At 68.2% G+C, this 25,557-nt stretch carries 21 protein-coding genes; 5 read left to right on the top strand and 16 right to left on the bottom strand.

Features of this window, described 5'->3' with window-relative positions; genetic code table 11:
* Nucleotides 1-4 precede the first annotated feature (4 nt).
* Complete coding sequence (locus CAL26_RS23220; protein WP_143277486.1) at nt 5-652, top strand: hypothetical protein; 648 nt, start codon at nt 5-7, stop codon at nt 650-652.
* 33 nt (nt 653-685) lie between these two features.
* On the opposite strand, the gene CAL26_RS23215 is transcribed toward CAL26_RS23220, so the two are convergent.
* Together CAL26_RS23215 and CAL26_RS23210 are read right to left on the bottom strand one after the other, a co-directional pair.
* A complete protein-coding gene (locus CAL26_RS23215; RefSeq protein WP_179283465.1) occupies nt 686-1,291 on the bottom strand; it encodes a YbhB/YbcL family Raf kinase inhibitor-like protein in 606 nt (201 codons plus the stop codon).
* Nucleotides 1,292-1,471: 180 nt separating this feature from the next.
* Nucleotides 1,472-1,780, bottom strand: coding sequence for a hypothetical protein (locus tag CAL26_RS23210; protein WP_094849043.1), 309 nt, complete (start codon nt 1,778-1,780; stop codon nt 1,472-1,474).
* Between the two features lie 339 nt (nt 1,781-2,119).
* Here CAL26_RS23210 and CAL26_RS23205 point away from each other — a divergent pair, with 339 nt between their 5' ends.
* Nucleotides 2,120-2,386, top strand: coding sequence for a hypothetical protein (locus CAL26_RS23205; protein WP_094849042.1), 267 nt, complete (start codon nt 2,120-2,122; stop codon nt 2,384-2,386).
* 17 nt (nt 2,387-2,403) lie between these two features.
* On the opposite strand, the gene CAL26_RS23200 is transcribed toward CAL26_RS23205, so the two are convergent.
* The 7 genes from CAL26_RS23200 to CAL26_RS23170 form a co-directional block, all read right to left on the bottom strand.
* Nucleotides 2,404-3,546: a winged helix-turn-helix domain-containing protein gene (locus tag CAL26_RS23200; RefSeq protein ID WP_094849041.1), complete on the bottom strand. Its 1,143-nt coding sequence runs from the start codon at nt 3,544-3,546 to the stop codon at nt 2,404-2,406.
* An 11-nt stretch (nt 3,547-3,557) separates the two neighbouring features.
* Nucleotides 3,558-5,183: an argininosuccinate lyase gene (locus tag CAL26_RS23195; RefSeq protein WP_094849040.1), complete on the bottom strand. Its 1,626-nt coding sequence runs from the start codon at nt 5,181-5,183 to the stop codon at nt 3,558-3,560.
* 48 nt (nt 5,184-5,231) lie between these two features.
* Nucleotides 5,232-6,692: an amidase family protein gene (locus tag CAL26_RS23190; protein ID WP_094849039.1), complete on the bottom strand. Its 1,461-nt coding sequence runs from the start codon at nt 6,690-6,692 to the stop codon at nt 5,232-5,234.
* A 12-nt stretch (nt 6,693-6,704) separates the two neighbouring features.
* The gene (locus CAL26_RS23185; RefSeq protein ID WP_094849038.1) at nt 6,705-7,916 is read right to left on the bottom strand and encodes an MFS transporter; all 1,212 of its coding nucleotides are present in this window, start codon (nt 7,914-7,916) and stop codon (nt 6,705-6,707) included.
* A complete protein-coding gene (locus tag CAL26_RS23180) occupies nt 7,903-10,614 on the bottom strand; it encodes an AMP-binding protein (RefSeq protein ID WP_094849037.1) in 2,712 nt (903 codons plus the stop codon). The genes CAL26_RS23185 and CAL26_RS23180 overlap by 14 nt, the downstream gene beginning before the upstream one ends.
* A gap of 11 nt (nt 10,615-10,625) precedes the next feature.
* Nucleotides 10,626-11,627: a hypothetical protein gene (locus CAL26_RS23175; RefSeq protein WP_094849036.1), complete on the bottom strand. Its 1,002-nt coding sequence runs from the start codon at nt 11,625-11,627 to the stop codon at nt 10,626-10,628.
* A gap of 179 nt (nt 11,628-11,806) precedes the next feature.
* The gene (locus CAL26_RS23170) at nt 11,807-14,176 is read right to left on the bottom strand and encodes an ATP-binding protein (RefSeq protein WP_094849035.1); all 2,370 of its coding nucleotides are present in this window, start codon (nt 14,174-14,176) and stop codon (nt 11,807-11,809) included.
* 345 nt (nt 14,177-14,521) lie between these two features.
* On the opposite strand from CAL26_RS23170, the gene CAL26_RS23165 reads away from it, so the two are divergent.
* From CAL26_RS23165 to CAL26_RS23155, 3 genes are read left to right on the top strand one after another with little or no spacing between them, the layout of a single operon-like run.
* Nucleotides 14,522-15,190, top strand: coding sequence for a (2Fe-2S)-binding protein (locus CAL26_RS23165; RefSeq protein WP_179283464.1), 669 nt, complete (start codon nt 14,522-14,524; stop codon nt 15,188-15,190).
* Between the two features lie 9 nt (nt 15,191-15,199).
* Nucleotides 15,200-16,204 (top strand): FAD binding domain-containing protein, encoded by a 1,005-nt coding sequence (locus CAL26_RS23160; RefSeq protein ID WP_094849034.1) that lies wholly within the window; start codon nt 15,200-15,202, stop codon nt 16,202-16,204.
* A gap of 16 nt (nt 16,205-16,220) precedes the next feature.
* On the top strand, nt 16,221-18,452 hold the full coding sequence (locus CAL26_RS23155) for a xanthine dehydrogenase family protein molybdopterin-binding subunit (protein WP_094849033.1): 2,232 nt from the start codon (nt 16,221-16,223) through the stop codon (nt 18,450-18,452).
* Nucleotides 18,453-18,476: 24 nt separating this feature from the next.
* Here the strand turns inward: CAL26_RS23155 and CAL26_RS23150 are convergent, their stop codons facing one another.
* The 7 genes from CAL26_RS23150 to CAL26_RS23120 form a co-directional block, all read right to left on the bottom strand.
* Nucleotides 18,477-19,808 (bottom strand): amidase, encoded by a 1,332-nt coding sequence (locus CAL26_RS23150; RefSeq protein ID WP_094849032.1) that lies wholly within the window; start codon nt 19,806-19,808, stop codon nt 18,477-18,479.
* On the bottom strand, nt 19,808-20,023 hold the full coding sequence (locus CAL26_RS23145; RefSeq protein WP_094849031.1) for a hypothetical protein: 216 nt from the start codon (nt 20,021-20,023) through the stop codon (nt 19,808-19,810). Before CAL26_RS23145 ends, CAL26_RS23150 begins: the two co-directional genes overlap by 1 nt.
* A gap of 16 nt (nt 20,024-20,039) precedes the next feature.
* A complete protein-coding gene (locus CAL26_RS23140) occupies nt 20,040-21,443 on the bottom strand; it encodes an amidase (protein WP_179283463.1) in 1,404 nt (467 codons plus the stop codon).
* The gene (locus CAL26_RS23135) at nt 21,440-22,510 is read right to left on the bottom strand and encodes an ABC transporter ATP-binding protein (protein ID WP_094849029.1); all 1,071 of its coding nucleotides are present in this window, start codon (nt 22,508-22,510) and stop codon (nt 21,440-21,442) included. The genes CAL26_RS23140 and CAL26_RS23135 overlap by 4 nt, the downstream gene beginning before the upstream one ends.
* 16 nt (nt 22,511-22,526) lie before the next feature.
* Complete coding sequence (locus tag CAL26_RS23130; RefSeq protein ID WP_256988677.1) at nt 22,527-23,552, bottom strand: ABC transporter ATP-binding protein; 1,026 nt, start codon at nt 23,550-23,552, stop codon at nt 22,527-22,529.
* A 123-nt stretch (nt 23,553-23,675) separates the two neighbouring features.
* A complete protein-coding gene (locus CAL26_RS23125; protein ID WP_094849027.1) occupies nt 23,676-24,587 on the bottom strand; it encodes an ABC transporter permease in 912 nt (303 codons plus the stop codon).
* A 13-nt stretch (nt 24,588-24,600) separates the two neighbouring features.
* Nucleotides 24,601-25,524 carry an ABC transporter permease gene (locus tag CAL26_RS23120; RefSeq protein WP_094849026.1) on the bottom strand — a complete coding sequence of 308 codons (924 nt, stop codon included), beginning with the start codon at nt 25,522-25,524 and terminating at the stop codon, nt 24,601-24,603.
* Nucleotides 25,525-25,557: the final 33 nt, after the last annotated feature.

The following is a 25,557-nucleotide window of genomic DNA, read 5'->3' as shown; positions in this document are numbered from 1 at the left end:
CCGCATGCCATTCCATCCGCCATTCAAGCAACGCTACGAACGGGGCGACCTGGTCTACGGCCTGGCGCGGCAACGCAGCCGTTACGCCTACGACTATCCGCAGTTCCGCGATGCGCAGGACTTCGTGGCGGAGACCGGCGAACCGAATTTCAGCCGCATCGACCAGTATGCCGCGATCGCCGCCGAACGTCGGGAGCAGCAGTATTTCAACAAAGCCGCGCCCGCCAATCAGGCGGACTTCCTGGCCAGCATCGGACGGCATCCCAAGTACCGCAAGGCCTTGTCTGCGAAGCAGGCCACGGTGCAGGCCGTGGCCCGTAAGTGCAAGGCGGGCCTGGCGTGGGCGGCGGGAGCGGGCATGACCGTGCACTTCGTGCTGGACCAACTGGACATGGTCCAGGTCGTGAGCAAGGCCCATCCGCGCGACAGGGAGGCCAAGTCTTATACGGGCTGCGAACTGCGATGGGTGTACCGGAACCGGCACGACCCGGCGGTCCGGCAGGCCATCCAGTTCTGGCGCGCGGGCGCGCCGATCCTGCCGCCATGGGAGGGCGAAGGCGCGCGCCTATGGGCCGCTTATCATCCTGCCCATGAACACGCGGACACGCCGGCGCGCTTTTTCCCATCGCTGTTCGCCTGCTGGTCCCGCTAGCCAAGCCCACAAGACCGGCCGGCCCGGCAGGCCTCAGCTCACCGAAGGCGAGCCGACCTGCGTCGCGGATAGCGAGGTATTCAGCGTGTAGACCGCCGTCAACGAGGACTCCGCGAGCACGGCGTCCTTCATGGCCTGGAGCACGTCGGCCGCCTTGAAGCCGTCCGGCAGGCCCAGGCTGGGCACCGACAGGGCATACACCGTGAAGCGATAGCGGTGCGGGCGCCTGTCGTTCCACGGCGGCGCGGGGCCGCCATAGCAATGGCCGGCGGCGTCTTCCATCCCCGGCATGCCGGCGTAGTCGTTGTGCCCGACCTGGCCCGCCGACGCGGGTATCGACGTCGATGCGCCTTCGCCATGCAGCGGCGTGTACGCGCCTTCGTCGACGTCGCGCACGCTCGCCGGCAGATCGGCCACCACCCAGTGGTAGAACAGCGCGCGTTCGCTGTCGTCGTCGAACGTCACGCCCGGCTTGTTGATGCCCGACTTGTCGGTGGGAGCGTCCAGGTCCGCGCAAAGCAGGACGAAGGACGCCGTGCCGTCCGGCACGTCGTTCCAGGCGAGGTGCGGGTTGAGGTTTTCCGCCGGCACCAGCGTGGTGGGACCGGCATTGCGGCGCAGGGCATACCGGTCCGGCATGGCCTCTCCATCCATGAATGAAAGACTGTTCAGTTTCACTGTTCCGCCGCTGAAATGATCGTGGGGTACGCCCACGGCGTGGGTGGCCGAAATGGATCGGCGACACCGTCGCGCAAGCGCAATCGTCGTTCCTGAAAACGCATCCATGGCCGAAAACTTGCGGGGGAGACCGGGCGGCGCTCAGGCCCCCGGCTTGGCGCCGGACGCGGACGGCGCGGCGCTCCGGGCGGATGGGGACTGCGTTCGCCCGCGGCCCAGGCTGGGCGGGCCGTTGTGACTGAGCCGGGCAGCCGCGATTTCCTGCCGGGTCAGCGGGGAATGATCGTCGTCCAGGCGTGCGACGACCTGCCGCAGGCTTTCCGGCTGCCGGACGACTGCTTCCAGCATGGCGGCCATGTCGAACGCGGCGGTTTGCGTCGAGGAGCCCGAGGCGGCGGCTTGGCGGCGGCCCGATACGGCCGCGTTCTTGCCGCCGCCGGCGGAGGACATGTCTTTCGGGGCGTAGCACGGGGAATGGGCGTTACAAGATTGGATGCTCGGCATCGTTTCTCCATTGAGCCAAGGGGGCGAGATGGCCTGTAAAAGGCCAAAAAAAAAGCGTGGCCAGACCAGCCGGTCCGACCACGCGTCCTGTGTGGTCGCGCCCCCTCGAGAATTCCATCGTGCATTGCGCCTGCCCAGGCTAAGCTTGCGGCATCGCATATCCGGACATCCGCGTGGCGTACAGGGCCTGTGCCTGCATGCGCGCGGCGCCGCTTTGTGTGCAACGTGGTACAAGCATAGCCGCCAGCGCGGTATGCCCGCCGCGCTGCCTACGCAGGAATCCTCATGAAAAAAACCGATCTCGAAAAGAACAAAGCCTTGAAACTGATGGGCAAGCTGAACGCCGCCGTGCCTCCCGGCCGCTATGGCGGCGCCGCGCCGGCCGTCGACCGGCGGGAGCAGCGCAAGCTGGACCAGGCGGCCGGACTGGTATCCTTTCCGGTCAAGCTCAAGCAGCCGTTGATCGATGCGCTGCGCGCACGCGCGCAGGCGGATGGCGTGGGCACCAATGACCTCATCAACACGCTGCTGGAAGATGCGCTGAAAGACTGACGCCCGACGGCGGCGCGTCAGCCGCCCAGCTGGAAGCGTTCGAAGGCATGCAGGGCGTCTTCGATCGCCGGCTTCATGCCGGCACGCTTCTTCGCCAGCCAGGTCCATTGCTTGACGATGAGCTTGCGCGCCTGCCTGTCCGTTTTCAGGTCGATCGCGGCGACGATCTCGTCACCCACCAGGACCGGCAATGCAAAATACCCTAGCACGCGCCTGGCCGGCGGCACATAGGCTTCGAAGCGATGCGTATAGCCGAAGAAGAGCTGCAGGCGCTTGCGCTGGATGACCAGCGGATCGAAGGGCGACAGCAGATGCACCAGCGGCCGGCCATCGCCGGCCGGCGGCGCATCCAGCGTCATGGGGGCTGCCCAATGCTGGACCGTGTGCCCGTCGATGTGGACCGGCACCAGTCCCTTGCGCCGCACGCGCGCGGCGATGCGTTCGCCGACCAGTGCCTTCATCGAGAGGTTGCCGTAGCAGATGGAGTCCAGGCTGGCCATGCCCTGCGCGCGGATGGCGCGGTCCAGCAGGTAGTCGGCGAACTGCCCCGGCGTGGCCGGGCGCGGACGCCGCGGCCACGCGAAATGGCGTTGCGCCAGTTCATACGTCTTGAGCATGCCGACGCGCCGGCTGATCGTCAGGTCCCCCGTCAGGAAACCCAGGCGCAGCGCGCGCTTCGATGGCTTGCGGCTGCCCCAGGGATGGGTCTTTTCCACGAGTTCTTCGTCGATATCGCGGATCGATAGCGCGCCTTCCTTGCGGATGCGCTTGATCAGCGCCGCATAGTCTTCGGCGGCCACCGTGGTGAAGACGTCGGGCGCCGCCGTGCGGTAGCGCGCCATGGCCGGCATGAAGTAGCGGTAGTCCGCCGTCGGCACATAGGATAGCGCGTGGGTCCAGTATTCGAACACCGTCTTGTCCACGGACTGCGCGCGCTCCAGGTCCGTGCGCGCGTAGGCGGGAATACGGGTGTGCAGGATGTGATGATGGCTGCGCTCGATCACGTTGATGGTGTCGATCTGCACGTAGCCCAGGTGCTCGACGGCCGTGCGCGTGGCTTGCGGCCCGGCGCCGAAGGGCGCCGGCCGATCCAGGCACTGCGCGCGCAGCCAGATCGCCCGCGCTTGCGCGGGCGGCACGGCATAGGAAGATTTGCTCAAGATCGGGGCGGTTATTTGGCCGGCGCGGCGCTGGCGACAAGCTGGTTGAAGTCCTTGTCCAGCCGTCCCAGCGAGTCATCGATATGGGCGCGGCGCTGCTTGATCCAGTCGGCCTGGGCGGACAGTTTCGCGCGGGCTTCCTTCAGCATGCGTTCCATTTCCGCCGGCTGCGGTCCGCCCGACGTCGCGCGGTTCCTGACGATGGCCACGGGGTCCAGCGACGCACGGAACTCGGCTTCCGTCATGGGCAATTCCTGCGGATACTTGCTGCCCTTCACGACTTCGGCGTAGATGCGCTTGGCGTCCGCGTACTGGAAATCCAGCGGCTTGATGTTGTTCTGGCGAGCGTACTCCACGACTTCGGACGCGAAATGATGTCCTTCGCGGAAGGGCAGCTTGTACTTGCGCATCAGCAGATCGGCCAGTTCCTGCGATGCCGTCCAGTCGCTGTTCAATTCCTCCAGCGCGCGGTCCGGGCTGATCACCAGGGCCTTCAGCACGCGATCCCATTTCTTCAGCGCCTTGATGGCGCTGTCGACCATGGCGGAATTCTGTTCGACGTCCTTGGGATCGGGCATGCCCGGGGTGATGTTGTGGGTCTGGATGATGGGTCCCATCGCCAGCGTGATGGCGGTGGATGCGTCGCTGCGCGTGGAGTTCAGCAGGCCGGGATTGCGCTTCTGCGGCATCGCGCTGGACACGTAGGTATTGCCGCCGCCTTCCTGCAGCAGGATCCAGGGACGCGATTCGGCGTACTGCGTCATGATGTCTTCGATGAAGTTGCCCGTGTGCAATGCGATGCTGGTGACGATGGAGGAAACTTCGACGGGCTCGTCCATCGAGGAAATCTGCGACGCGTCATAGGCGTTGTCGACCAGTTGGCTGAAGCCCAGATAGTCGGCCATGCGCTTGCGGTCCAGCGGCCAGCTGGTGCCGTTCAGCACCGTGGTGCCCATGGGCGAACGGTCCACGCGGGCATAGGTCTCGCGGATGCGCTGGGCATCGCGGTCCAGCCCCGCCGCGTGGCCCAGCAGATAGTGTCCATAGCTGTTGGGCTGGGCCGCCACGCCGTTGGTGTAGTTGGGCACGATGGTGTCGACGTGCTTGGCCGCCAGGTTCACCAGCGTGGTCGACGTGGCGTTCAGCTGGTCGGCGAGCTCCAGCAGCTTGTCGCGCAGGATGGCCGCGCGATACGTCGCGTGCATGTCCTGGCTGGAACGGCCCGCATGCAGCAGCGTGACGTCAAGGCCGCCGGCCTTGATCAGCAGCGGTTCGAAGGTGATGACCGTGGACGGACGCTTGCCGCCGGGCTGATCGCCGTCCTGGATGACCTTGGCGACGGCGGCGGCCAGGCGCGGCGCCATGGATTTGTCGAGCAGGCCTTCGTCGGTGTTGATGACCGCGGTGGCCTTGTTGATTTCGCCCAGCCAGAAGAATTCGTCGCGGCCATGCGGCTTGGCGGCCGGCTTCGCGGCGGGGGACGCTTGAGGCGCGGCGCCGGCCGGTGCGGGCGCGGTGGCGCTGTCCGGCGCCGCCGTGGTGGTGGGCGCGGGTTGCGCGGTGGCGATGGCGGCGCAGCAGGCGAGCGCGACGGCCAGGCAGGTGGGAGCGTACCGTCGTGCGGCGTGTTGTCTCATGATGGCCTCTTCTTTTGATTGGGCCTCAATTCTATCCAAGCGGACCTGTCAGTGGGCTGGCGTCGCGCGCGCGATGGGTACCGAGAGTATGGCTTCCAGCGTCAAGCCGATTTCCAGCAGGCGGCGGTCGCCATGCGGCGGGCCGTCGATCTCGATGCCGACGGCCTGCCCTTGTGGCGTGTAGCCGGCCGGCAGGGCCAGCCCCGGCAGGCCCGCGTTGCTGGCCGGCAGCGTATTGCGCAGATAGGCGTAGTTGGCGGATATCGGCTCGCCGTTCAGCGCGACGATGCCCGCCATGGACGCCAGCCTGCCGGCCACGGCGATCGTCGTCGGCAGGATGATGCCGTCGAGCTTGTGGCGGCAGAATTGTTCCAGGAACAAGCGGCGCAGGGCGGGCCGATGCGTGCGGATGGCCGCTTCGTACAGCTCGGACGGCACGCGATGCGGTGAAGAGGGCGCAAGGAAATTCTCGATCAGCGCGCGCACGTCATCGCCGGCGGCGCCGCGTGCCAGGTCTTCCATGGACAGGCCCGTGCCGTGGGTGCGCAGGTAACGTTCCATGGCGGGCCAGAACTCGGCGTAGCCGATCGCCGTGCTGGTGCTGTCGTTCAACTGTCCCAGCTCCGGCATGTGCAGTTCGATCAGGCGTACGCCGCTGTCTTCCAGGCGCCGCAGCGCCTGCTGCGCGAGCGCGTGCACCTGCGCATCCAGCCCGTCGAAGAAGAGCCGCGGCACCACGCCCAGGCGGATGCACTCGGGCCGGGCCGCCATGGCCGGGCGTTGCGTGCCGGTGATGACCTGGTCCAGCAAGGCGACGTCGGCGACGGTCCTGGCCATCGGCCCCGGGGTGTCGCGGGTGGGGCTGACCGGCGCGACGCCGTCGCCCGGATAACGGCCCACGGTGGGCCGCAGGCCCACGATGCCGTTCAATGCCGCCGGGATGCGGATCGAGCCCGCCGTATCGGTGCCGATCGCGCCGTAGGCCAGGCCCAGCGCCACCGCCACCGCGCTGCCGCCGCTGGAGCCGCCGGCCAGCCGCGCCGGATCGCGTGCATTGCGCACGTCGCCGAAATAGGCGTTGTGGGAAGTCACTCCCAGCGACAGCTCATGCATGTTCGTCTTGCCGACGAAGAAGGCGCCGGCGTCGCGCAGGCGTCGGATGACGGTGGCGTCCCGTGCGGGCCGGAATCGCGCCAGCGCCGGCGTGCCGGCGGTGCAGGAAAAGCCGGTCACGTGCACGTTGTCCTTGACCGCGATGGGGACACCCAGCAACGAAACCGGCCCCGGTATGTGGATCGCGCCGGCGTATTCCGGCTCCTGGTGCACCGCGTGTTCAAACGCGGTGGAAATGAAGGCGCCGAATTGGCCGTGCCGGGCATGCCGGGCCTGGGTGGCGTCGATCAGCTCATGGCTGTGGATGGCCCCGCGTCGCAAGGCGGCGATCGCCTGGGTGAGCGTGAAGTCGGCGATGTCGGCGGGCAGCGCCGCGGTGCGGAAGGGCAGTAGCACGGTATGTTTCCTTCATGGCTGGCGTCGGCGCAGCACCAGATAGAGCGCGAAGTTCGCCATGCCGAAGCCCAGCATGACGAGTCCGAATGCGCCCGGCCGATGCGCGGTCAGGGGGCCTATCGTCTGCGCCGCGAGCGCCGCGCAGGAAAGCTGCAGGAAGCCCGCCAGTCCGGAGGCGCTGGCGGCGTTGGCCGGCGCCGCGCCGATCGCCGCGGCGGTGCCCAGAGGCAGCAGGAAGCCGTTGGCGAAGGTCAGCAGGGATACCCCCGCCAACAGCAGGCCCGTGGAAGCGGGCAGCAGGGGCAGGCCCATGCCCAGTGCGAGCCCGGCGCAAAGAAACAGCTGGCAGCCCAGGCGGTACAAGGCGGGGCCGCCGACGCGGGGCGCCAGCGCGCGCGCCACGCCATTGCCGGCCACGTAGGCGACCGAGAGGCTGATGTAGGTGTAGCCCAACGCGCCGGGCGCCAGTCCCTGTCCGAGCAGCAGAAAGGCCGACTCCGACAGGTAGGCGAAATACGCCGCCTGCGATACCGCGATGATCGCGGCGTTCAGACGGAAATCGCGCGACCGCAGCACCGCGCCATAGGCGCTCCAGGCCTGGCGCGCGCAGGCATCGCGCGGGGCGGGCGCCGCCAGGCTTTCCGGCAGCTTCGCATACACGAGCAATCCCAGCAGCGCGCCGAAGGCGGCGGTGAACAGGAAGCAGGCCTGCCAGCCCAGCGCTGCGTAGAGCTGCTGTCCCAGCACGGGCGCCAGGGCGGGCGACATGCCGACGACGATGGAGATGCCGAGGAAGAAATCCCTGAGGCTTTCGCCGTGGTGGAAGTCCGCCGCGACGGCGCGGCCCACGACGATCGCGCCGCAGGCGCCGACGGCCTGCAGGGCGCGCCATGCCAGCACGAGGTCGTAGCAGTCGGTGTAGGGGATGGCCAGCGATGCGGCGGAATAGGTGGCCAGCGACATCAGCAGGGGTATGCGCCGGCCGTAGGCATCCGACAAGGGGCCATGGATCAGGTGGCTGGCGGCCAGGGCGTACAGGAACATGCTGAACATGGCCTGGATATCCGTGGCGTCGCGGTCGTAGACGTGCGCCAGCGCCGGGACGGCGGGCAGAAAAATGTCCGTGGCGACGAAGCCGCACACGGACGTCAATGCGATCAGCAGGGGCAGGTGGCGCGGAGCAGGGCCTGGAATGTTCCGCGCGCCCCCGCTACGCCACGGCATGGGTTCTCCCGCGCAGCGAGCGCTGGATGGCCGCTTCGATCAAGGAGGCGATATAGCCGGCGACGGGTTGCCGGTACAGCGAGTAGTGGTCGGCGGGCACGTCCTGCACGTGCAGCCACTTCAACAAGGGCGGCCATCCCTGCAGGCTGTCGCGCGCGTTTCCGGTACCGCGGATGAACAGCGTGGGGCCTTCGAAAACGTCGCGCGGCGCATGCGTGCTGGCCGCATGGTTGTTGGCGATCCATATCGCCAGGCCCTGTTCCACGTCGCGCGGCGTGGCATCGGCGGGCAGGTGCCCGCCCTTGATGCCCATCTCCAGCAGCATCCGGTTGCGCGCGTCGACGGGCATCACGGCCAGGTCGTCCCGGGAAGGCGCCTGTGCGTCGCCGTCCATCAGTTTGCGCGCATAGCTGGCGATGAAGTCCAGGGTGTCTTCGCCGGTGGGCCGGCTGATGTAGGTGTCCAGCAGCACCAGCAGCGCCGGTTCGACGCCTTGCGATTGCAGGTGTACCGCCATTTCGTAGGCGACGTTGCCGCCGAAGCTGTAGCCGCACAGGATGGGCGGACTGTCGGGATCCTGCGCCAGGACCTGGTCGGCGTAGCGCCGTGCCATGCGACGCAGGTCGGTCTCGTAGGCGCCGTCCGCGTGCGGCTCGCAGGCGATGCCATAGGACGCCATGTCTTGCGCCGATTCCGCGATATCGCGATAGCACCAGATGCCGCCGCCCGCCGGGTGGACGAACCATGCCTTGGGCGCGTGCGCGGGGCCGCCCAGCCTGGCGAAGCCGGTCGGCAGACGGCGTTTGGCGCGGTCGCGGGCGGTGGTTTCCACCAGGCGCGTCAAGGCGGCGAGCGTGGGCTGGGCGAACAGCGTGCTGGCGGAAAGCTGCAGGCCGAAGTCCTGGTTCAGCGCGGCCACCAGTTGCATGGCCATCAGCGAATGGCCGCCCGCCTGGAAAAAATGGCTATCGTCGGCGGTGCTGTGCGGCAGCACCCTGGACCAGGCGGCCCGTACGCGCGCGGCGACATCGAGACCGCCGCGGGCGGGCGCTGTGTCGTTCGGTACGCCTGCCGTGCTCCGCGTGCTCAACTGGCGCAGGGCGCCGCGGTCGCGCTTGCCGTTGGGCAGCAGGGGCAGATGATCCAATGGCGTATAGATGGCCGGCTGCATATGGGCCGGCAGCGCGGCGGCCAGGGCGATACGGACGCTGGCCTCGTTCCAGTCGGCCGGGCCGGCATCGACGAATACTTCGATCTGCTCGGCCGCGTTGACGATGGCCACGGCGCCGCGCACCGTTGGCGCGCAGCGCGCGACCGCGTGTTCGATTTCTTCGAGCTCGATGCGCAGTCCCCGCAGCTTGACCTGGTTGTCGGCGCGTCCCAGGAAGATATGGTCGCCGTGCCGGTCGAGCGCGACCCTGTCGCCGGTTCGATAGGTGCGTCCGCCGGCGGGCGACGTGCCGAAGCGCTCCGCCGTCAGGGCGGCCTGTCCGTGATAGCCGCTGGCGACGCCCGGGCCTTCGATCGTCAGCTCGCCGGCGCCGTCCGGCGCTTCCTGCCGGATATGGAACAGGGTGCCTGGCAACGGACGTCCCAGCGGAACCGGGTCGCGCGTGTCGCCGTCCGACGGCAGGCATAGGTGGAAGGCGCACTGCACCGTGGCTTCCGTGGGGCCGTACAGGTTGACGACGGGGATGGGCAGGCAGGCCTGCACGCGCGTGACCAGCCGGCGCGGCAGAGGTTCACCGCCGCAGAACAGCAGGCGCAGGCTAGAGAGATCGCGCAGTGTGTCGGAATCGGCCAGGGCCTGCAGCATGGCGGGCACGAGCTGCAGCAGGGTGACGCGGTGTTCGCGCGCCGCCTGCGCGATGGCGGCGGGGGTGTGGTCGGCGATGACCATGGTGGCGCCCACCATCAGGGGCGCCAGGTATTCCCATACGGAAGCGTCGAAGGCCGTGGACGTCTTCTGCAGGAAGACGTCGTGCTGGCCGCAGGCGAACTCGCGCACGAACCATTGCATCTGGTAGGCGAGGGCGGCGCGTGGCACGACGACGCCCTTGGGACGGCCCGTCGATCCCGAGGTGTACAGCAGATAGGCGGGATCCGCGTCCGCCGCCACCGGGGGCGTATCTACGCCAAGTGCCTCGATGCCCAGCGTGGATACGCCCGGCGTGGCGACGCCCGGCGTGGCGACGCCCGGCGCGGCGACGCCCGGCGTATCGACGCCCGGCGTATCGACGCCCGGCGTATCGACGCCCGGCGTATCGACGCCCGGCCCATCCACCTCGCACGCGGCCTTGTCCGCCCCGCGCGCGTCCGCGACCAGGGCTTCGATCAGTAGAACGTTGTCCGGGCTGATGTGGCGGTTCGCCGCGTCGCTGATGACGTAGCGGGCGCCGCTATCCGCGATGCACAGCGCAAGCCGGTCCCTGGGATAGGCCGGGTCCAGCGGCAGGTAGGCCGCCCCGACCTTCAGGACACCCAGCATCGCCGCGACCCATTCGACCGAGCGCTCCAGGGCGATGCCGATGACGACCCCGCGTCCCACGCCCAGGGCGCGCAGGCAGTTCGCCACACGATCCGCGGCGGCCCGCAGGTCGGCGTAGCTGCAGTCGCGTCCGCCGTGACGGATCGCGACCTGCGTGGGCAGGGTCCGGGACACCAGATCGAAATGGTCCACAGGGAAAGGCGTGCGCATGTGCTTTCCCCTTAGCCGTTGACGACGCGCGGCCGGTCGTCGGAGAAGTACTGCGCGTGTTGCGCCAGGGAGCGGACGTTGACCGTCTTCATCAGCCAGCGGTTGCGCAACGCCTCCGGATCGAGGACCAGCCCCACGTCCTTGCTGTGCAGGCAATCGTTGTTGGCGGCGCCGACCAGGTCGCCCGGCAGGATCTGCACCCGCTTCTTCAGCTTGTGCAGCGCGGAGATCAGCATTTCCACGGCACGGCTGGCGCGCTGGGTCAGGCCGCGCGTGCGGTTTTCGAAGAAGCGCAGGTCGGTCGCCGTTGCGCCGCCCAGCACCGGATGCACGTCCGCCTCGCCCAGGCGCACCTTGCTGTTATGCAGGGTGAGGTCGTCATAGGGCGTGTGGAATTCATGCTGGCGCAGGTCGGCGCAGAGATCCGCGCCCAGGAAGGGCAGCAGGTCCTTGTTGCGCACGTAGCAGGTGTAGATCTGGTTGCGTGGCGATGCGCGCAAGCCCAGGATGTTGACCCAGTCGGGGCGGACGAAATGATTCGCCAGGTCCTTGTGGAAATAGATGGGCTTCATGGCCTTCTGGGACTGGCTTTGCGCCAGGCTCTTCTGCGGATGGATGTCCTGGAAGATGTCGCCGTCGTTGACATTGGCGTAGCCGATGGGCTCCTGGCCCATCAGCTTGGCGTACAGCAGCAGGAAAGCCTCGGCGACGTGAGTGCCCTTGCGTTCGCGCTTGTCGTGCACAGGGTTGTCGAAGTCCAGGTAGGGCAGCTCGGCATCGATGGGGCAGTTGCGCAGGACGACGTAGGGGCTTTCGTAGCTGTCGGCATGCCGGCGCATTTCGCAGCAATCCAGGAAGGCGGTGGGTACCTGGCCGCTGCGGATGACGGCGTCTACCCGCTCTTCGAAAGCGCCATAGTTGGCGTAGGGATTGACGTCGATGTCCGTCAGGATGCGCTGCAGCGCTGTCGCGTCCTGGGGGGTGAAAATAAAGTCGACGGTTAATTCCATCATGGGAAACCTCGTGCGGCAGAAGACCGGATGGGTATATCCGGTTGGCGGGCGCAGACTAGGGGAGCGCCGGAGGATGCACATGAGGCTGATGGAAATATCGGACTGGCCTGACGTCTAGTATGTCAATTGGCCTGACATCTGGCCTGACACATGTCCCGACACCTGGCCATCTGGCCTGGCTACATCGTGCCTTGCAGGGCCAGCCTTTGCAGCCGCTCCATGTCGAAGGTTTCCACCCGTTTGGCGACTTCGTCATAGAAGGCCTGGTATTGCGGGTAGACCGCGCGTGTTTCGTGGATCCAGTTTTCGATCTCGGATAGCTCGCCATCCTGCGCCAGCCGCGATAGCGCCAGGCGCAGGGCCAGCGGGGGCGCCGCCAGCGGCGGTCCTTGAAGGTCGCGCGCGTGGCTCTGTCCCAGCGGCCGTGTATCGACGGCGGAAGCGTCCACCAATTCGATCGGGATGGTCAGGTGAAAGCGGCTGCCCCGTTCGGGGGCGCTGTCCACGCGGACGTTGCCGCCCATGGCGCGCGCGATCCGTTCGACGATGAAAAGACCCAGGCCCAGGCCGGATTCGCGGCGATGCAATTGCCGGAACGCCAGGAAGATCTCGCGCTGGTCCTCCACCGAGATGTGCGGGCCGTCGTTGAAGACGGCGATATGCAATTCCGCTCGCGCCGCATCCTGGCCCTGCACCCGGGCTTCGAATTTCACCGTGCCGTCCGTAGTGAATTTGGCCGCGTTGCCGAGCAGGTTCAATACGGTCTGCCGCACGCGCTTGGCGTCCACCCGTACGACCGCCGGCAAGGTCGGTGCGGGCAGGTACTCGAAGCTGTTGCGCTGATGGGTGCACAGCGCGATGCCGAAGCGGGCCAGTTCGTCCAGCAGCAGCGGCAGCTCGACTTCTTCCGGATGGATGGCGAAGGGTTCGAGCTCCAGCTTGCTGTAGGTGAGCAGTTCTTCGATCAGGCCGAATTGATGGCCGACGCTGCGTTCGATGACATCCAGATAGTCGTGCTGGGTGGGCGCGGCGGCCTGCCGCAACAGGCGGACGTAGCCGCTGATGATGGCCAGCGGCGCGCGCAGGTCGTGTCCGACATAGCCCAGGATCATGGCTTGGGTGGCGACGGACGCCTGCGCCCCGACGCCCGCGGGCACCGCCACGGGCAGGAAGGCCGGCGGCGCGGGCGCATGTTCAGGCTCCTGCGTCGTCAGCGGCGGCGGCGCGCGGCGCGGCCTGGCCGGGGAGGTCGCCGGCGGCATGGGCCTGGACAGGGCGAACTGGCCCGCCGCCCACAGTGTCATGACCGTCAGGTTGCCGATCACGGCGAGCAGGGCCAGCGGCGGCGAACCGGAGTCCAGCAGCATCGCGTTGGAGATCAGCGGAGAGGGCAGGAACGGCCCCATGGTCCTGACGCCGGCGTCCACGATGATGAAGATCGCGGACAAGGCCAACAGGGCCGCGACGGTGCGGGCCCGGCGCGCGGCCGGCGCGGAAGGCGCGGCGGTCGCACGGCTGGCCAGCATGGCGGCCGATGCCAGCATGCAGGCGGCCAGCAGGGCGGTAAGGCCCTGGTACAGCCAGAGCGAGATGGGAACCGGAAGCGCGAACGGCACCGGCAACAGCATGGCCGCGAGCAGGCAGGTACAGAGGCACGCGATGGCCGCGGGATAGACCCGCGTGCCCGGGATGGTCAGCGGATCGCTGCTGGCCGCGCGCCGGACGAACATGGCGCACAAGGCCAGGTAAAGGATGTCGAGTGTCAATTCCAGCCGATAGCCCCAGGTGGCATCCAGCGGCCAGAGCAGCCGCTGCAGATAGTCGCGGCCGGCGGCTTCACGCACCACCGCGCCGGCGCCGATCGCCGCCAGCCACAGGAAGGGCGCGCGCCGGGCCACGATCGCGGCCAATACCATGCACGCGACCAGCGCGCCTCCCGCCCCGACGAATATGCTGTCGGAACTTGTCGTCACGCTGTCCGCCGTCTGGAATACGCGGCGCGTATACAGCACCGGATTGAGCGTGTAGGGCGTGTGACTTTTGATTTTTACCCACACGCGTACAGTTTCGTCGCCGTTCAGGTCCAGGCCCAGCGTGGGAAAGCGCGTCAGATCCTGCTGCTGCAGGATGGGAACCTGGGTGCCGGCACGGGTGTGCCACTGCGCGTCCTTCGTTTCGACGAAGAAATCGACGTGCTCGAGGTTGCTCGGGCCCGCCACCAGCGTGAGCCGGTTGGCGTGATCCCTGGTATTGGTGATGACCAGTTGCAGCCACCACGCCGTCTCGGGGCCGGTGGCGGCCCGGCCTCTTATTTCCGCCGGCTGGAAAATATCGGGATTCCGCTCGGCCAATTGGCGTATCTGTTCGAAATCGAGTTGGCCGCCGGGGTCGGCGTAGGCGGTAATGAAAGGCTTCAGCGAAACCGCGAATTCGGTTTCATCCGGCAGAAAAAAGGTTCTGGGGACGGCGGCGCTTGCCGGCGTCCAACTACCAGGCAGGAGCGCCAGAAACAGAATCGATACGAGTGCATAGGTTCTCAGCGCCTGCATCTTTGTTGTAGGTCCCGGGAAGACTCGGTACGAAATGCAGGCGGTGTCGCGTCCATTCGAACTAGGTCACCAGGACGACACGACCATCAGCCAATACTGCAATAAAAGCCTGCGGGGCGCCAGAAGATGTTGAGCCATAACAGCCCTATCAGATGCGATGTGCTTCGTATAGAACCGCAAGAAATTGATATGTGAGCGTCCGCCAGCGCGGTCCCGTGGGGTGTCACGATTCGTATCGGCGCGATGGCGGCGGTCGTGGAAATATCGGACTGGGTACGCATCTTGCCGATGGCCGGGGTTTTGCTCGGCAGCCTGTCCCGCGGGCTGCGTCCTACGGAGATACTCATGCCTGCTTCTCCCCCCAAGCCTGCGCGCGCGTCCGCCGATCCCGACAAGAGCCTGAACCGCCCGGCACGGCGGAGCTTCCTGGCCGGCGTCGGCGCCGCCGGGCTGTCGGCAAGCGCTGCGGCGCACCTGGTCGCGGACGCCGCGCCCAAGGCTACGCCCCCTGCCACTTCCACCGATCAACCGGCTGCCAAGGCGCCGGAAGGAACGATACCCATGCGTCTTTCAGTGAATGGCCAAACCCATGACGTGAACCTCGATCCGCGCACCACTCTGCTGGATGCGTTGCGCGAGCATCTGCATCTGACAGGTACCAAGAAGGGCTGCGACCACGGCCAGTGCGGGGCATGCACGGTCCACGTCAACGGGCGCCGCGTGAATTCCTGTCTGAGCTTCGCCGCGACCCACGAGGGCGACGCGATCACCACCATCGAAGGCCTCGGTCAGCCGGGCCAACTGCATCCGATGCAGGCGGCGTTCGTCGAGCACGACGGCTACCAGTGCGGCTACTGCACGTCCGGCCAGATCATGTCCGCCGTCGCGCTGTTGCGCGAGCCCTGGGGCACCGCCGACGCCGATGTGCGCGAAGCCATGAGCGGCAACATCTGCCGCTGCGGCGCCTATCCCAACATCGTCGCGGCCGTCCAGGACGTCCGCCGCAAGGCCTAGGAGGACAGCATGGAAATGTTCCAGTTGACACGCGCCAATGACGTCCAGGACGCGGTGCGGGCGGGCGCTGCCGCGCGCACGGCGCAACAAGGCGCGGATGTGCGGTTCCTGGCGGGCGGCACCACGCTGATCGACCTGATGAAGCTGGACGTGGAGCGGCCAGCTCGCGTTATCGACATCAGCCGCCTGGCCCTGGACCGGATAGAACCGCAGGATGGCGGCGGTGTGCGCATCGGCGCCATGGTGCGCAACGCCGACCTGGCCAACGACGCCACCATCAAGCGCGACTACGCGGTGCTGTCGCAGGCATTGCTGGCGGGCGCGTCGGCGCAGCTGCGCAATATGGCGACCACGGGAGGCAACCTGCTGCAACGTACGCGCTGCGTGTATTTCCGCGATACCGCCGCGGCGTGCAACAAGCGCGAGCCGGGCAGCGGCTGTTCGGCGATAGGCGGATACAACCGCAACCTGGCCGTACTGGGCACCAGCGAGCAGTGCATCGCCAGCAATCCGTCGGACATGAACGTCGCCTTGATGGCGCTGGAAGCGACGGTGCATATCCAGGGCGTGCAGGGCACGCGCGCGGTGCCCATCGGCGACTTCTACACCTTGCCGGGCAACACGCCCGATCGCGAGACCGTGCTGCAGCCCGGCGACCTGATCACCCACGTGACGCTGCCGGCGCCCGCGCCGGGCAACCGTTCGGTCTACCTGAAGCTGCGCGACCGCGCGTCCTACGAGTTCGCGTTGGCGTCCGCGGCGGTGGTGGCGACGGTCAGCCAGGGCAGGATCTCGCATGTCCGCGTGGCGCTGGGCGGTGTCGGCACACGCCCGTGGCGATCGCCGGAGGCCGAAGCGGCGTTGCAGGGCCAGGCGCCCGGCGAGCAGGTGTTCAAGGCAGCCGCGGACGCGGCCTTGAAGGACGCGCGGCCGCAATCCGAAAACGCCTTCAAGATCGAGCTGGCGCGGCGTTGCCTGGTTTACACCCTGAAGCAGGCCACCCAGGCCGCGTAGAACAGGAGTCACAGTCATGAGCACAGTTGAAGCAAGCCCCGCCACGCGCGCCGGCGACGTCATCGGTCGCGCCACGCCGCGCGTGGACGGGCCGCTGAAGGTCAGCGGCCAGGCGATGTACACCTCCGATTTCAATTTCCCCGGCATGCTTTACGCCGTGCCGGTATGCAGCACCATCGCCAACGGGCGTATCGAATCGCTGGATGTCGCCGCGGCGCAGGCCATGCCGGGCGTGCGGCTGGTCCTGCATCGCGAGAATGCGGGCAAGCTCTACCGCGTGCAGGGCGCCAAGGTGGACGAAGGGCGGCCGCCTTTCCACGACGACGAGATCCGCTACTACGGGCAGTACGTCGCGGCGGTCATCGCCGACACCTTCGAACAGGCCACGGCGGCCGCGGCGGCCGTCAAGGTCAGCTACAAGCAGGACAAGCCGGTCGTCGCCACGCAGTTGTCGGCGGATACCAAGGTCAAGGTGGGCAGCGAGCGCGGCCAGGCGCCGGCGGCGTACGACAGCGCGGCCGTCAAGGTCGACCACACGTACGTGACGCCGGTGGAAACGCACAACCCCATCGAACTGCACGCGACCGTGGCGCTGTGGGACGGCGAGAAGTACACGCTGTACGAGACCTCGCAGGCCGTGGACAACCACAAGGCGGTCATGGTGCAGGCGCTGGGCACGACGCCGGAAAAGGTGCGCGTGATCTCGCAATTCCTGGGGTCCGGCTTCGGCGGCAAGCTGTGGCCCTGGCCGCATTGCATGGTCGCCGCGGTGGCGGCGCGCCAGCTCGGCCGGCCCGTCAAGCTGGTGGTGACCCGCCAGATGATGTTCCAGAACGTCGGCCACCGTCCCATCACCCAGCAGCGCATACGGCTGGGCGCCACGCAGGACGGCAAGCTGCAATCCCTGCAGCAGGACTACCTCAACCAGACGTCGATGCTGGACGACTACGAGGAAGACTGCGCGGAGGCCACGCCGCACATGTACAGCACGCCGAACCTGCGCGTGACCTCGGCCCTGAGCCGGCGCACCATGGGCACGCCCACGGCCATGCGCGGCCCTGGCGCCGTGCCCGGCCTGTTCGCCCTGGAATCTGCCATGGACGAACTGGCGGTGGCGCTGAACATGGACCCCGTGCAGCTGCGGCTGAAGAACGAACCGGACCACGACGAAGGCAACGGCCTGCCGTTCTCTTCGCGCCACCTGACCGAGTGCATACAGCGCGGCGCCGAAAAGTTCGGTTGGGCCCGCCGCACGCCCGCGGTGGGCTCCATGCAGCGCGACGGCAAGATACTGGGCTGGGGCATGGCGTGCTGCTCGTGGCTGGGGGCGCGCCAGCCCACGCATGCCCGGGTGGAGCTACGCGCCGACGGATCCGCGCACGTGGCCTGCGGCACGCAGGACATCGGCACCGGCACCTACACCATCATGGCGCAGCTGGTCGGCGAGGAAACCGGCATCGCGCTCGAACGCATCGACGTGTCGCTCGGCGATACGGCCTTGCCGCCGGGCCCGGTCTCCGGCGGGTCCACCGTCACGTCATCGGTGATTCCTGCGGTCTTCAAGGCCACTCGCGCGGCGGTGAAGTCCGTGCTGAAGACCGCCTGCGATGGCGACAAGGCTGCTTTCGCCGGCCGCAAGCCCGACGACCTGGCCTTCACGCGCGGCTACGTGCACCTGAAGGACCAGCCGCCGGAAAGCGGCAAGCCTTTCGCCGAGATCGTCACGGGCGCCGACCTGCGCGCCATCGCGGGCGACGGGAGCGAGACGGAAGGCAATTTCGGCGACGACCCCTTGAAGCGCAAGTACTCCATCAATTCCTATGGCGTGCATTTCGTCGAGGTCGAGTGGCAACCGGAGATCGCCCGGCTGCGCGTCAGCCGTGTCGTCACGGTGATCGACGCCGGCCGCATCCTGAACCCGCGACCGGCGCGCAACCAGATCGAAGGCGCGGTGGTGATGGGCGTGGGCATGGCGCTGTTCGAGCACACGACCTACGACGAGCGCAGCGGCAAGCCGGCCAACAGCAACCTGGCCGACTACATCGTGGCGTCGAACGCGGATACCCCGGAGATCGATGTGACCTTCCTGGACTATCCGGATCCCGTGCTGAACGAGCTGGGCGCGCGCGGCGTGGGCGAGATCGGGCTGGCCGGGACGGCGGCGGCGATCACCAACGCCATCTACCACGCGACCGGCGTACGGGTGCGCGAACTGCCCGCCATGATCGAGGACCTGATGCAGGCATGACGGGCGGGCCGCCTGTCCGGCGGGTCAGGCGGCCACCGCTACCTCCGCGTCGATCCGCGCCAACGGGCCGGCCTCATGGATCGCCGGCGCGCAGGCGCGGGCGATGTCAAGCAGGCGGGTATCGCCGAATCGCGGTCCCACCAGCTGGATGCCCAGGGGCAAGTCGCGCGCGCTTTTCCCCACGGGCATGCCGACGCATGGCACATGCAGCAGCGTCCACATGGAATTGAAGGCGGGATTGCCCGTGTCCTGCAGGCCTTCGGGCGCTTCGCCCGGCGAAGCGGGCGTCAGCACCGCGTCCAGCGTGTCGCCGAACAGGCCGTCGAAGGCTCGCCGGCAGGCGGCGGCCAGGTCGTAGGCCTGCACCAGTTGCGCCGGCGTGATGCGCCTGCTGTTCTCCACCATTTCGCGGAAGTCCTCGTGCAGCAGATGGTGGCTGCCCAGATAGGCGGGCAGGAAGGCGGCGCGGCCTTCTCCCCGCATGACGGTCTGCTGGGCGGCGTCCATGCCGTCGAAGCTGGCGGGCAGCGTCAGCTCCTCGACGATGGCGCCGGCGGCGTCGAGGCGGCGCGCGGCTTCCATCAACGCGGCGCGGGCATAGGCGTCGGCCGCCGACCAGACGGGCGTGCGGCACAGCCCGATGCGCAGGCCCTTTGCGCCCGTCGGCGCCGGGCGGTCATCCGCCGGCAGCTGGAAGGCGCGGCCCACCAGCTGCAGGTCTTCCACGCAGCGCCCGTACCAGCCGATGGTGTCCAGGGTATGGGAATACATCTTCGCGCCTTCGCGGCTGACGATGCCGTGCGTGGGCTTGATGCCATAGATACCGTTGAAGGCGGCGGGACGGATATGGGATCCGCCCGTCTGCGTGCCGAATGCCAGTTGCACCTGCTTGTCGCCCACGGCCGCGCCGGAGCCGGATGATGATCCGCCCGGGCTGTGCGCGGGATTGTGCGGATTGCGTGTGACGGCGCGGCGTCCGCCGGACGCGAACTCCACGGTATCGGTCTTGCCGACGATGAGCGAGCCGCTATGCCGGACCACCGCGACGCAGGCCGCATCCTGTCCCGGCTGATGATTCACGTGGATCGGGGAATTGTGCTGCGTGGGCATGTCGGCCGTGTCGATCACGTCCTTGACCCCGAAGGTCAGGCCGTGCAGCGGGCTGCGCGGCGGGCATTTGTCCAGCTCGCGCGCGTTGCGGATGATCATGTCCTCGTCGTACCAGCTCCAGGCGCGTACGTCCGGATCGCGGGCGCGGATCCGGGCCACGGTGGAGCGGGCCAGTTCCTCGCAGGACAGTTCGCGCGCCGCGATCAGGGCGGAGGCTTCGGTGGCGGTCAGTTCATACGGTTCCATCAGGGTTCCTCACGGTGGATGGCCGCGGCGGGGAAATCGAAGATCAGCGCCGGCTCGCGGTCTTTCGCCGGCATGCGGGGGATTCCCATGCCGGCCAGCGATACGTCGGTGGATAGTTCCTGCATGCGCCGCATCATTGGTTCCGGCAGCTGCAGGCCGTAGCGCTGGCAGTGGGCCTGGATGTCGGCGGCGTTCCATAGGGGGGTCGGATTCATGGCGGTCTTCCTGGGATCAGAGCGAGGGGCGGCGCGCGCGCCAGGGCGTGGCGCGCTCGTAGGCGCAGGCGACGCGCAATACCGTGGCTTCGTCGAAATAGCGGCCGGCGATCTGCGCATTGGTCGGCAGGCCCAGTTCGTCGAAGCCGGTGCACACCGCCATGGCGGGATGGCCGGACATGTTGAACGGCGTGCACGCGGTGTCGACGGTGAAGTCCCTGACGCGGTTGAAGTCCTCGATCGCCGGGGCCGTGTGGAAGGCGCATGGCAGGATCAGCGCGTCGACGCTGCAGATCAGCGCGTCGGTGGCGGCAGCCAGTTCACGGCGCCGGCGCTGCGCGGCGACGTAGTCGACGGCGCGCGTCATGAAACCGCTCATCATCTTGTCCCGCAGGCCCTGGCCCATTTCCGTGGCGCGCGTCATGAAGTCGTTCTCGTGGATGGAGAGCGACTCCGTCCAGTTGATCACGCTGCATGCGCGGCGATAGTCGGTCACCGAAGCCGGCAGCACGACGTCGACGATGTGCGCGCCCTCGTCGGCCAGGACGCGGGCCATGTCCTCCAGCGCGTCGCGGTTGGCCGCGTCGATGCGCTCGCCTTCCCGGCCGAGGTCGCGAACGATGCCTATCGTCATGCCGTTGACGCCGGCCTGCAGGCCGGCCATGTAGTCCGGCACGGGCCGGCGCGCGCTGGCGGGGTCGCGGGCATCGTGGCCCGCCATGGCCCGCATGAGCAGCGCGCTGTCTTCGACGGTCCAGGTCAGGGGGCCGGGCACGTCGAGGCTATAGCAGTTGGGCAGGATGCCGTGCCGACTGATGCGGCCATAGGTCGCCTTCATGCCCTGCAGCCCGCAGGCGGCGGCGGGCAGCCGCACGGATCCGCCCGTGTCCGATCCCAGCGCGGCCATCGCGGTCCCCGCCGCGACCGCGGCGCCCGCGCCCGTCGAGGAGCCGCCCGTGAAGTGCGCGGTGTTCCAGGGGTTGCGGGCCGGCTCGAAGGGCAGGTCGAAATGGACCGCGCCGGTGCCGGTGCCGTATTCCCAGGTGTTCAGCTTGCCCAGCAGGATCGCGCCGGCCTCGCCCAGCCGTTCGATGGCGGCGGCATCGTAGTCCGGCACATGGTCCAGCAGCAGGCGCGACCCGGCGCAGGTGCGCACGCCGCGCGTGTAGTAGTTGTCCTTGACCGCGTAGGGAATGCCATGCAGCGGACCGCGCCAACGGCCCGCCATGATGTCCTGCTCGGCGACGCGCGCGGCCGCGCGCGCTTCGTCGGCCATGACCAGCAGATAGCTGTGCACGCGGTCGTCCACCTCGTCGATGCGCGCCAGGAAGGCATCGACCAGTTCCACCGGCGACAGCTTGCGCGATTGCAGCAGGCGGGATGCCTCGCCCACGGAAAGGAAACACAGTTCGGCGCTCATGCGGGGATACTCCTGCAGGGAATGGATCGGGACATGCGCGGCGCTGTGTAGGGGGCGGCGCGGATGCAGCGGGCGGCGTGGCCGCTGCCCGGCATCGCCAGCAGTCCGCCGTCCAGGCCGACCGGCTCGCGCAGCGCCGGCACGCCGGCATCGCATTCGGGTTGATGCAGCGCGCAGCGCGGGGCGAAACAGCAGCCGGGCGGCAGGGCGGCCAGGTCGGGCGGCGCGCCGGGGATCGGCACCAGGTCGCTTTCGCGCATGCCGCCATGCACGGTGGAACGCAGGAGGCCTTGCGTATAGGGATGGACGGGCCGGTCCATGACATCCGCGATGGCGCCGGTTTCGACGAAACGCCCGGCATACATCACCGCGACCTTGTCGGCCACCTCGCACGCCACGCCCAGGTCATGCGTGACAAAGATGGTGGCCATGCCCAGTTCGCGCTGTAACTCACGCAACAGCAGCAGCACCTGGATCTGAACGGTGGCGTCCAACGCGGTCGTCGGTTCGTCGGCCAGCAGCAGGCGCGGGCGGCATGACAAGGCCAGCGCGATCATGGCGCGCTGCCGCAGGCCGCCGGACAGTTCGTGCGGATAGGCGGCCAGGCGGCGCGCCGCCGACGGGATCTGCACCAGCTCCAGCAATTCCAGCGCGCGGCGCATCGCGGCGCGACGGTCCACCCGATCGTGCCGGCGCACGGCTTCGGCGATCTGCTGGCCTATGGTGTAGACGGGATCCAGGGCGGTCAACGGTTCCTGGAAGATCATCGAGATGAGCGAGCCACGGATATCCGGCAGCTTGCGGCGCGGCAAGGCAAGGATGTCGCGGCCGCCGATCGATACCTGGCCATCCAGTTGCGCGCTGTCGGGCAGCAGTCGCATCAGGGCGCGCATGGTGACGCTCTTGCCGGAGCCGGATTCGCCCAGCAGGCACAGGACCTCCCCTTCGCGCAGAGAGAAGGACACGCCGTTGACCACCGGCACATTCATATCGCGATTGACGAAGCGCACCGTCAGGTCGCGGACTTGCACCAACGGTTCGTCCGCGCGGGCCGGAATCGTGTTCATGGTCGCGGTCTCCTGTTCAAGCGCGCAAGCGCGACGCGTCCGCCATGGCGCCGGCGGGATCGGCCTGGGCTTCTCCCGGTTGCAGCGGGTAGTGGCAGGCGGCAAGATGGCCGCCGTCGTCCGGCGCCAGCGCCAGTACGGGCGCTTCTTCGGCGCAGCGCTCGCGGGCGCGCGGGCAGCGCGTGCGGAAGCGGCAGCCCGTCGGCGGATTGATGGGATTGGGCGGGTCGCCCGACAGCGGCGGCCTGGCTACCCGCCTGCGCGGGTCCATCGACGGACGCGAGGCCAGCAGCGCCGCGGTGTAGGGATGCCGCGTCGCCGTATAGATGCGCCCCACCGGCCCCGATTCCACGACCTGGCCCAGGTACATCACCAGGACGCGATCGCTGATGTACTGCACCACGTTGAGGTCGTGCGAGATGAACAGATAGGTCAGGCCGAGTTCGCGCTTGAGTTCGCGCAGCAGGTTCAGCACCTGGGCCTCGACCGACTTGTCCAGCGCCGACACCGATTCGTCCAGGATCAGCACCCGCGGTCCCATGGCCAGGGCGCGCGCGATATTGACGCGTTGCCGCTGCCCGCCGGACAGCTCGTGCGGATAGCGGCGCGCATAGCTTTCCGGCTCCATGCCGACCATGCGCAGCAGGCTGGCGGCGCGGGCGCGCGCCTGCGCGGCCGGCATGCCGACCACCGTCGGCCCGAACGCGATGGTGTCCTCGACGGTCAGGCGCGGGTTCAAGGAAGCATAGCTGTCCTGGAACACCATCTGCATGTGCGTGCGCAGTTCGCGCACGCTGATGCCGTCCACGGTCGAGACCTCTTCGCCATCGAAGATCACACGGCCGGCATCCGGCTTCAGCAGGTGCATCAGCAGGCGCGCCGTCGTGGATTTGCCGCAGCCCGATTCGCCGACGATGCCGACCGTTTCGCCCTTGGCGACCTGGAAGCTGACGCCGTCGACGGCGCGCACGACCGTGCGCGGCGCGCCCAGGGCCGGCCGGCCCGCGTCGAAGTGCTTTTTCAGGTCCTCGACGATCAGCATGGGCTGGGCGGGCCCGCCGCGATCGCGGCTGTCGGGATGCCGGTCCAGCAGGCGCAGGGCGTCGCCGGGCTGGGCGGCGGGGCGGGCAGGGGTTTTCAGGCGTGCGAACATGACGGTTCCTCCTCAGGCCTTGACGTCCATGGCGCTGCGCAGGCCGTCGCTCATCAGGTTGAAGCACATGGAGGTCAGGAAGATCATGATGCCGGGCAGGATGGCGATCATCGGGCTGACGTAGATGGCTTGCCGCAACGTGTTCAGCATCAGCCCCCACTCGGCGTTGGGCGGGCTCACGCCCAGGCCCAGGAAGCTCAGCCCCGATGCGATGACGATGCTGACGCTGATCAGGCTGGACGCATAGACCAGGATGGGACCGATCACGTTGGCCAGCACGTGGGCGCGCACGATGCGCAGTCCGGATGCGCCCGTGGCGCGCGCCGCGTCGACGAAGTCCTGTTCGCGGACCTGCGTCGTCACGCTTTCCGCGATGCGTGCGATGGGCGGGATGAATACCAGCGTCAGCGACACGATGCTGTTGGCCAGCCCGGCGCCCAGCGCGCCGGATATCGCCACCGCCAGCAGCACGGACGGGAAGGCGTAGAACACGTCGATCAGCCGCATGATCACCATGTTCCATCTGCCGCCCGCGTAGCCCGCCGCGATGCCCAGCGTGCCGCCCACGAAGGTGGCCAGCAGGACGGGCACGAAGCCGCTGAACAGGGAAAGCCTGCCGCCGTAGACCAGGCGGGCCAGCATGTCGCGCCCCAGTTCGTCGGTGCCCAGCAGGTGGCCCTGGTAGCCGGGCGGCTTCAGGCGGCGGATCATGCTCATTTTGTAGGGATCGTCCAGCCCCAGCCAGGGCGCGGCGATCGCCAGCGCGACGATGGCCAGCAGGATCAGGGCACAGCCGATGGCGACGGGATCGCGCGACAGGCGCCGCGCCACGCCGTGCCAGTAGCCCCGGCTGGTGCGCCGGAAAGCGGGCCGCGCCGCCATGGCGGCGGGAACGTTGGGCAGGGAAGCTATGTTCTGGCTCATCGCGGGGCCTCTTTCAAGCGCGCTTGACGCGCGGATCGACCAGCATCTGCAGCATGTCCACGATCAGGTTGGTGAAGACGAACAGCATGGCCAGCACCAGGATGGTTCCCTGCAGGATGGGGAGGTCGCGCGTGAAGATCGCGGCGTTCAGCAGGAAGCCCGTGCCGGGCCAGGCGAAGACGGTCTCCACCAGGATGGAGCCGCCCAGCATCTGCGCGAACTGCAGGCCCATGACGGCCATCACCGCGGGCGCGGCATTCTTGGCGACGTGCGCCAGCACCTGCCGGCCGCCCAGGCCCTTGGCGTACAGCGTCTGCACGAATTCCTGCCTGCGTATCTCGCCCACCGACGCCCGCACCGACCGGGCCAGGATGCCCATGGGGATGACGGCCAGCGTGACCGCCGGCAGGATCAGGTGGGCGATATCCGGCGCGCCCATGCCGGTGGCCGGCAGCAGCCGCAGCTGCACGGAGAACAGCACGATCAGCACCATGCCCAGCCAGTAGTGCGGCAGCGATACGCCGGTCACCGCCAGCGCCGTCACCGCGCGATCCACCGTAGGGCGTCGCGTATAGCCGGCCAGCGTGCCGAGCAGGCAGCCGCCGGCAAAGGCCAGGACGATGGCCGCCGCCGCCAGCAGCATGGAGTTGCGGATGGCCGGCGCGATCTCCCACAGCACGGGCCGCCCCGTCTTGATCGACGTGCCCAGGTCGCCGGTGACCACCCGCTTGAGCCAGATGAAATACTGCGCGGGCAGCGGCTTGTCGAAGCCATAGGCTGCCCGGACCTCCTGGATCACCGCCGGCGAGGCGTTTTCCGGCAGCACCGCGCTGATCGGGTCGCCCGGGGCAAGATGCACGAGCGCGAAGCAGACCAGCGAGACGCCGATGGCGATGGGCAGGGTATAGAGCAGGCGGCGAAGCAGGTAACGCAGCATGGCGCGATCCTCCTGTGCGCGGCGCGGGACGCC

The organism is Bordetella genomosp. 9 (assembly GCF_002261425.1).
Lineage (GTDB): Bacteria > Pseudomonadota > Gammaproteobacteria > Burkholderiales > Burkholderiaceae_B > Bordetella_C.
This window is presented reverse-complemented; position numbering and strand designations above follow the sequence as displayed.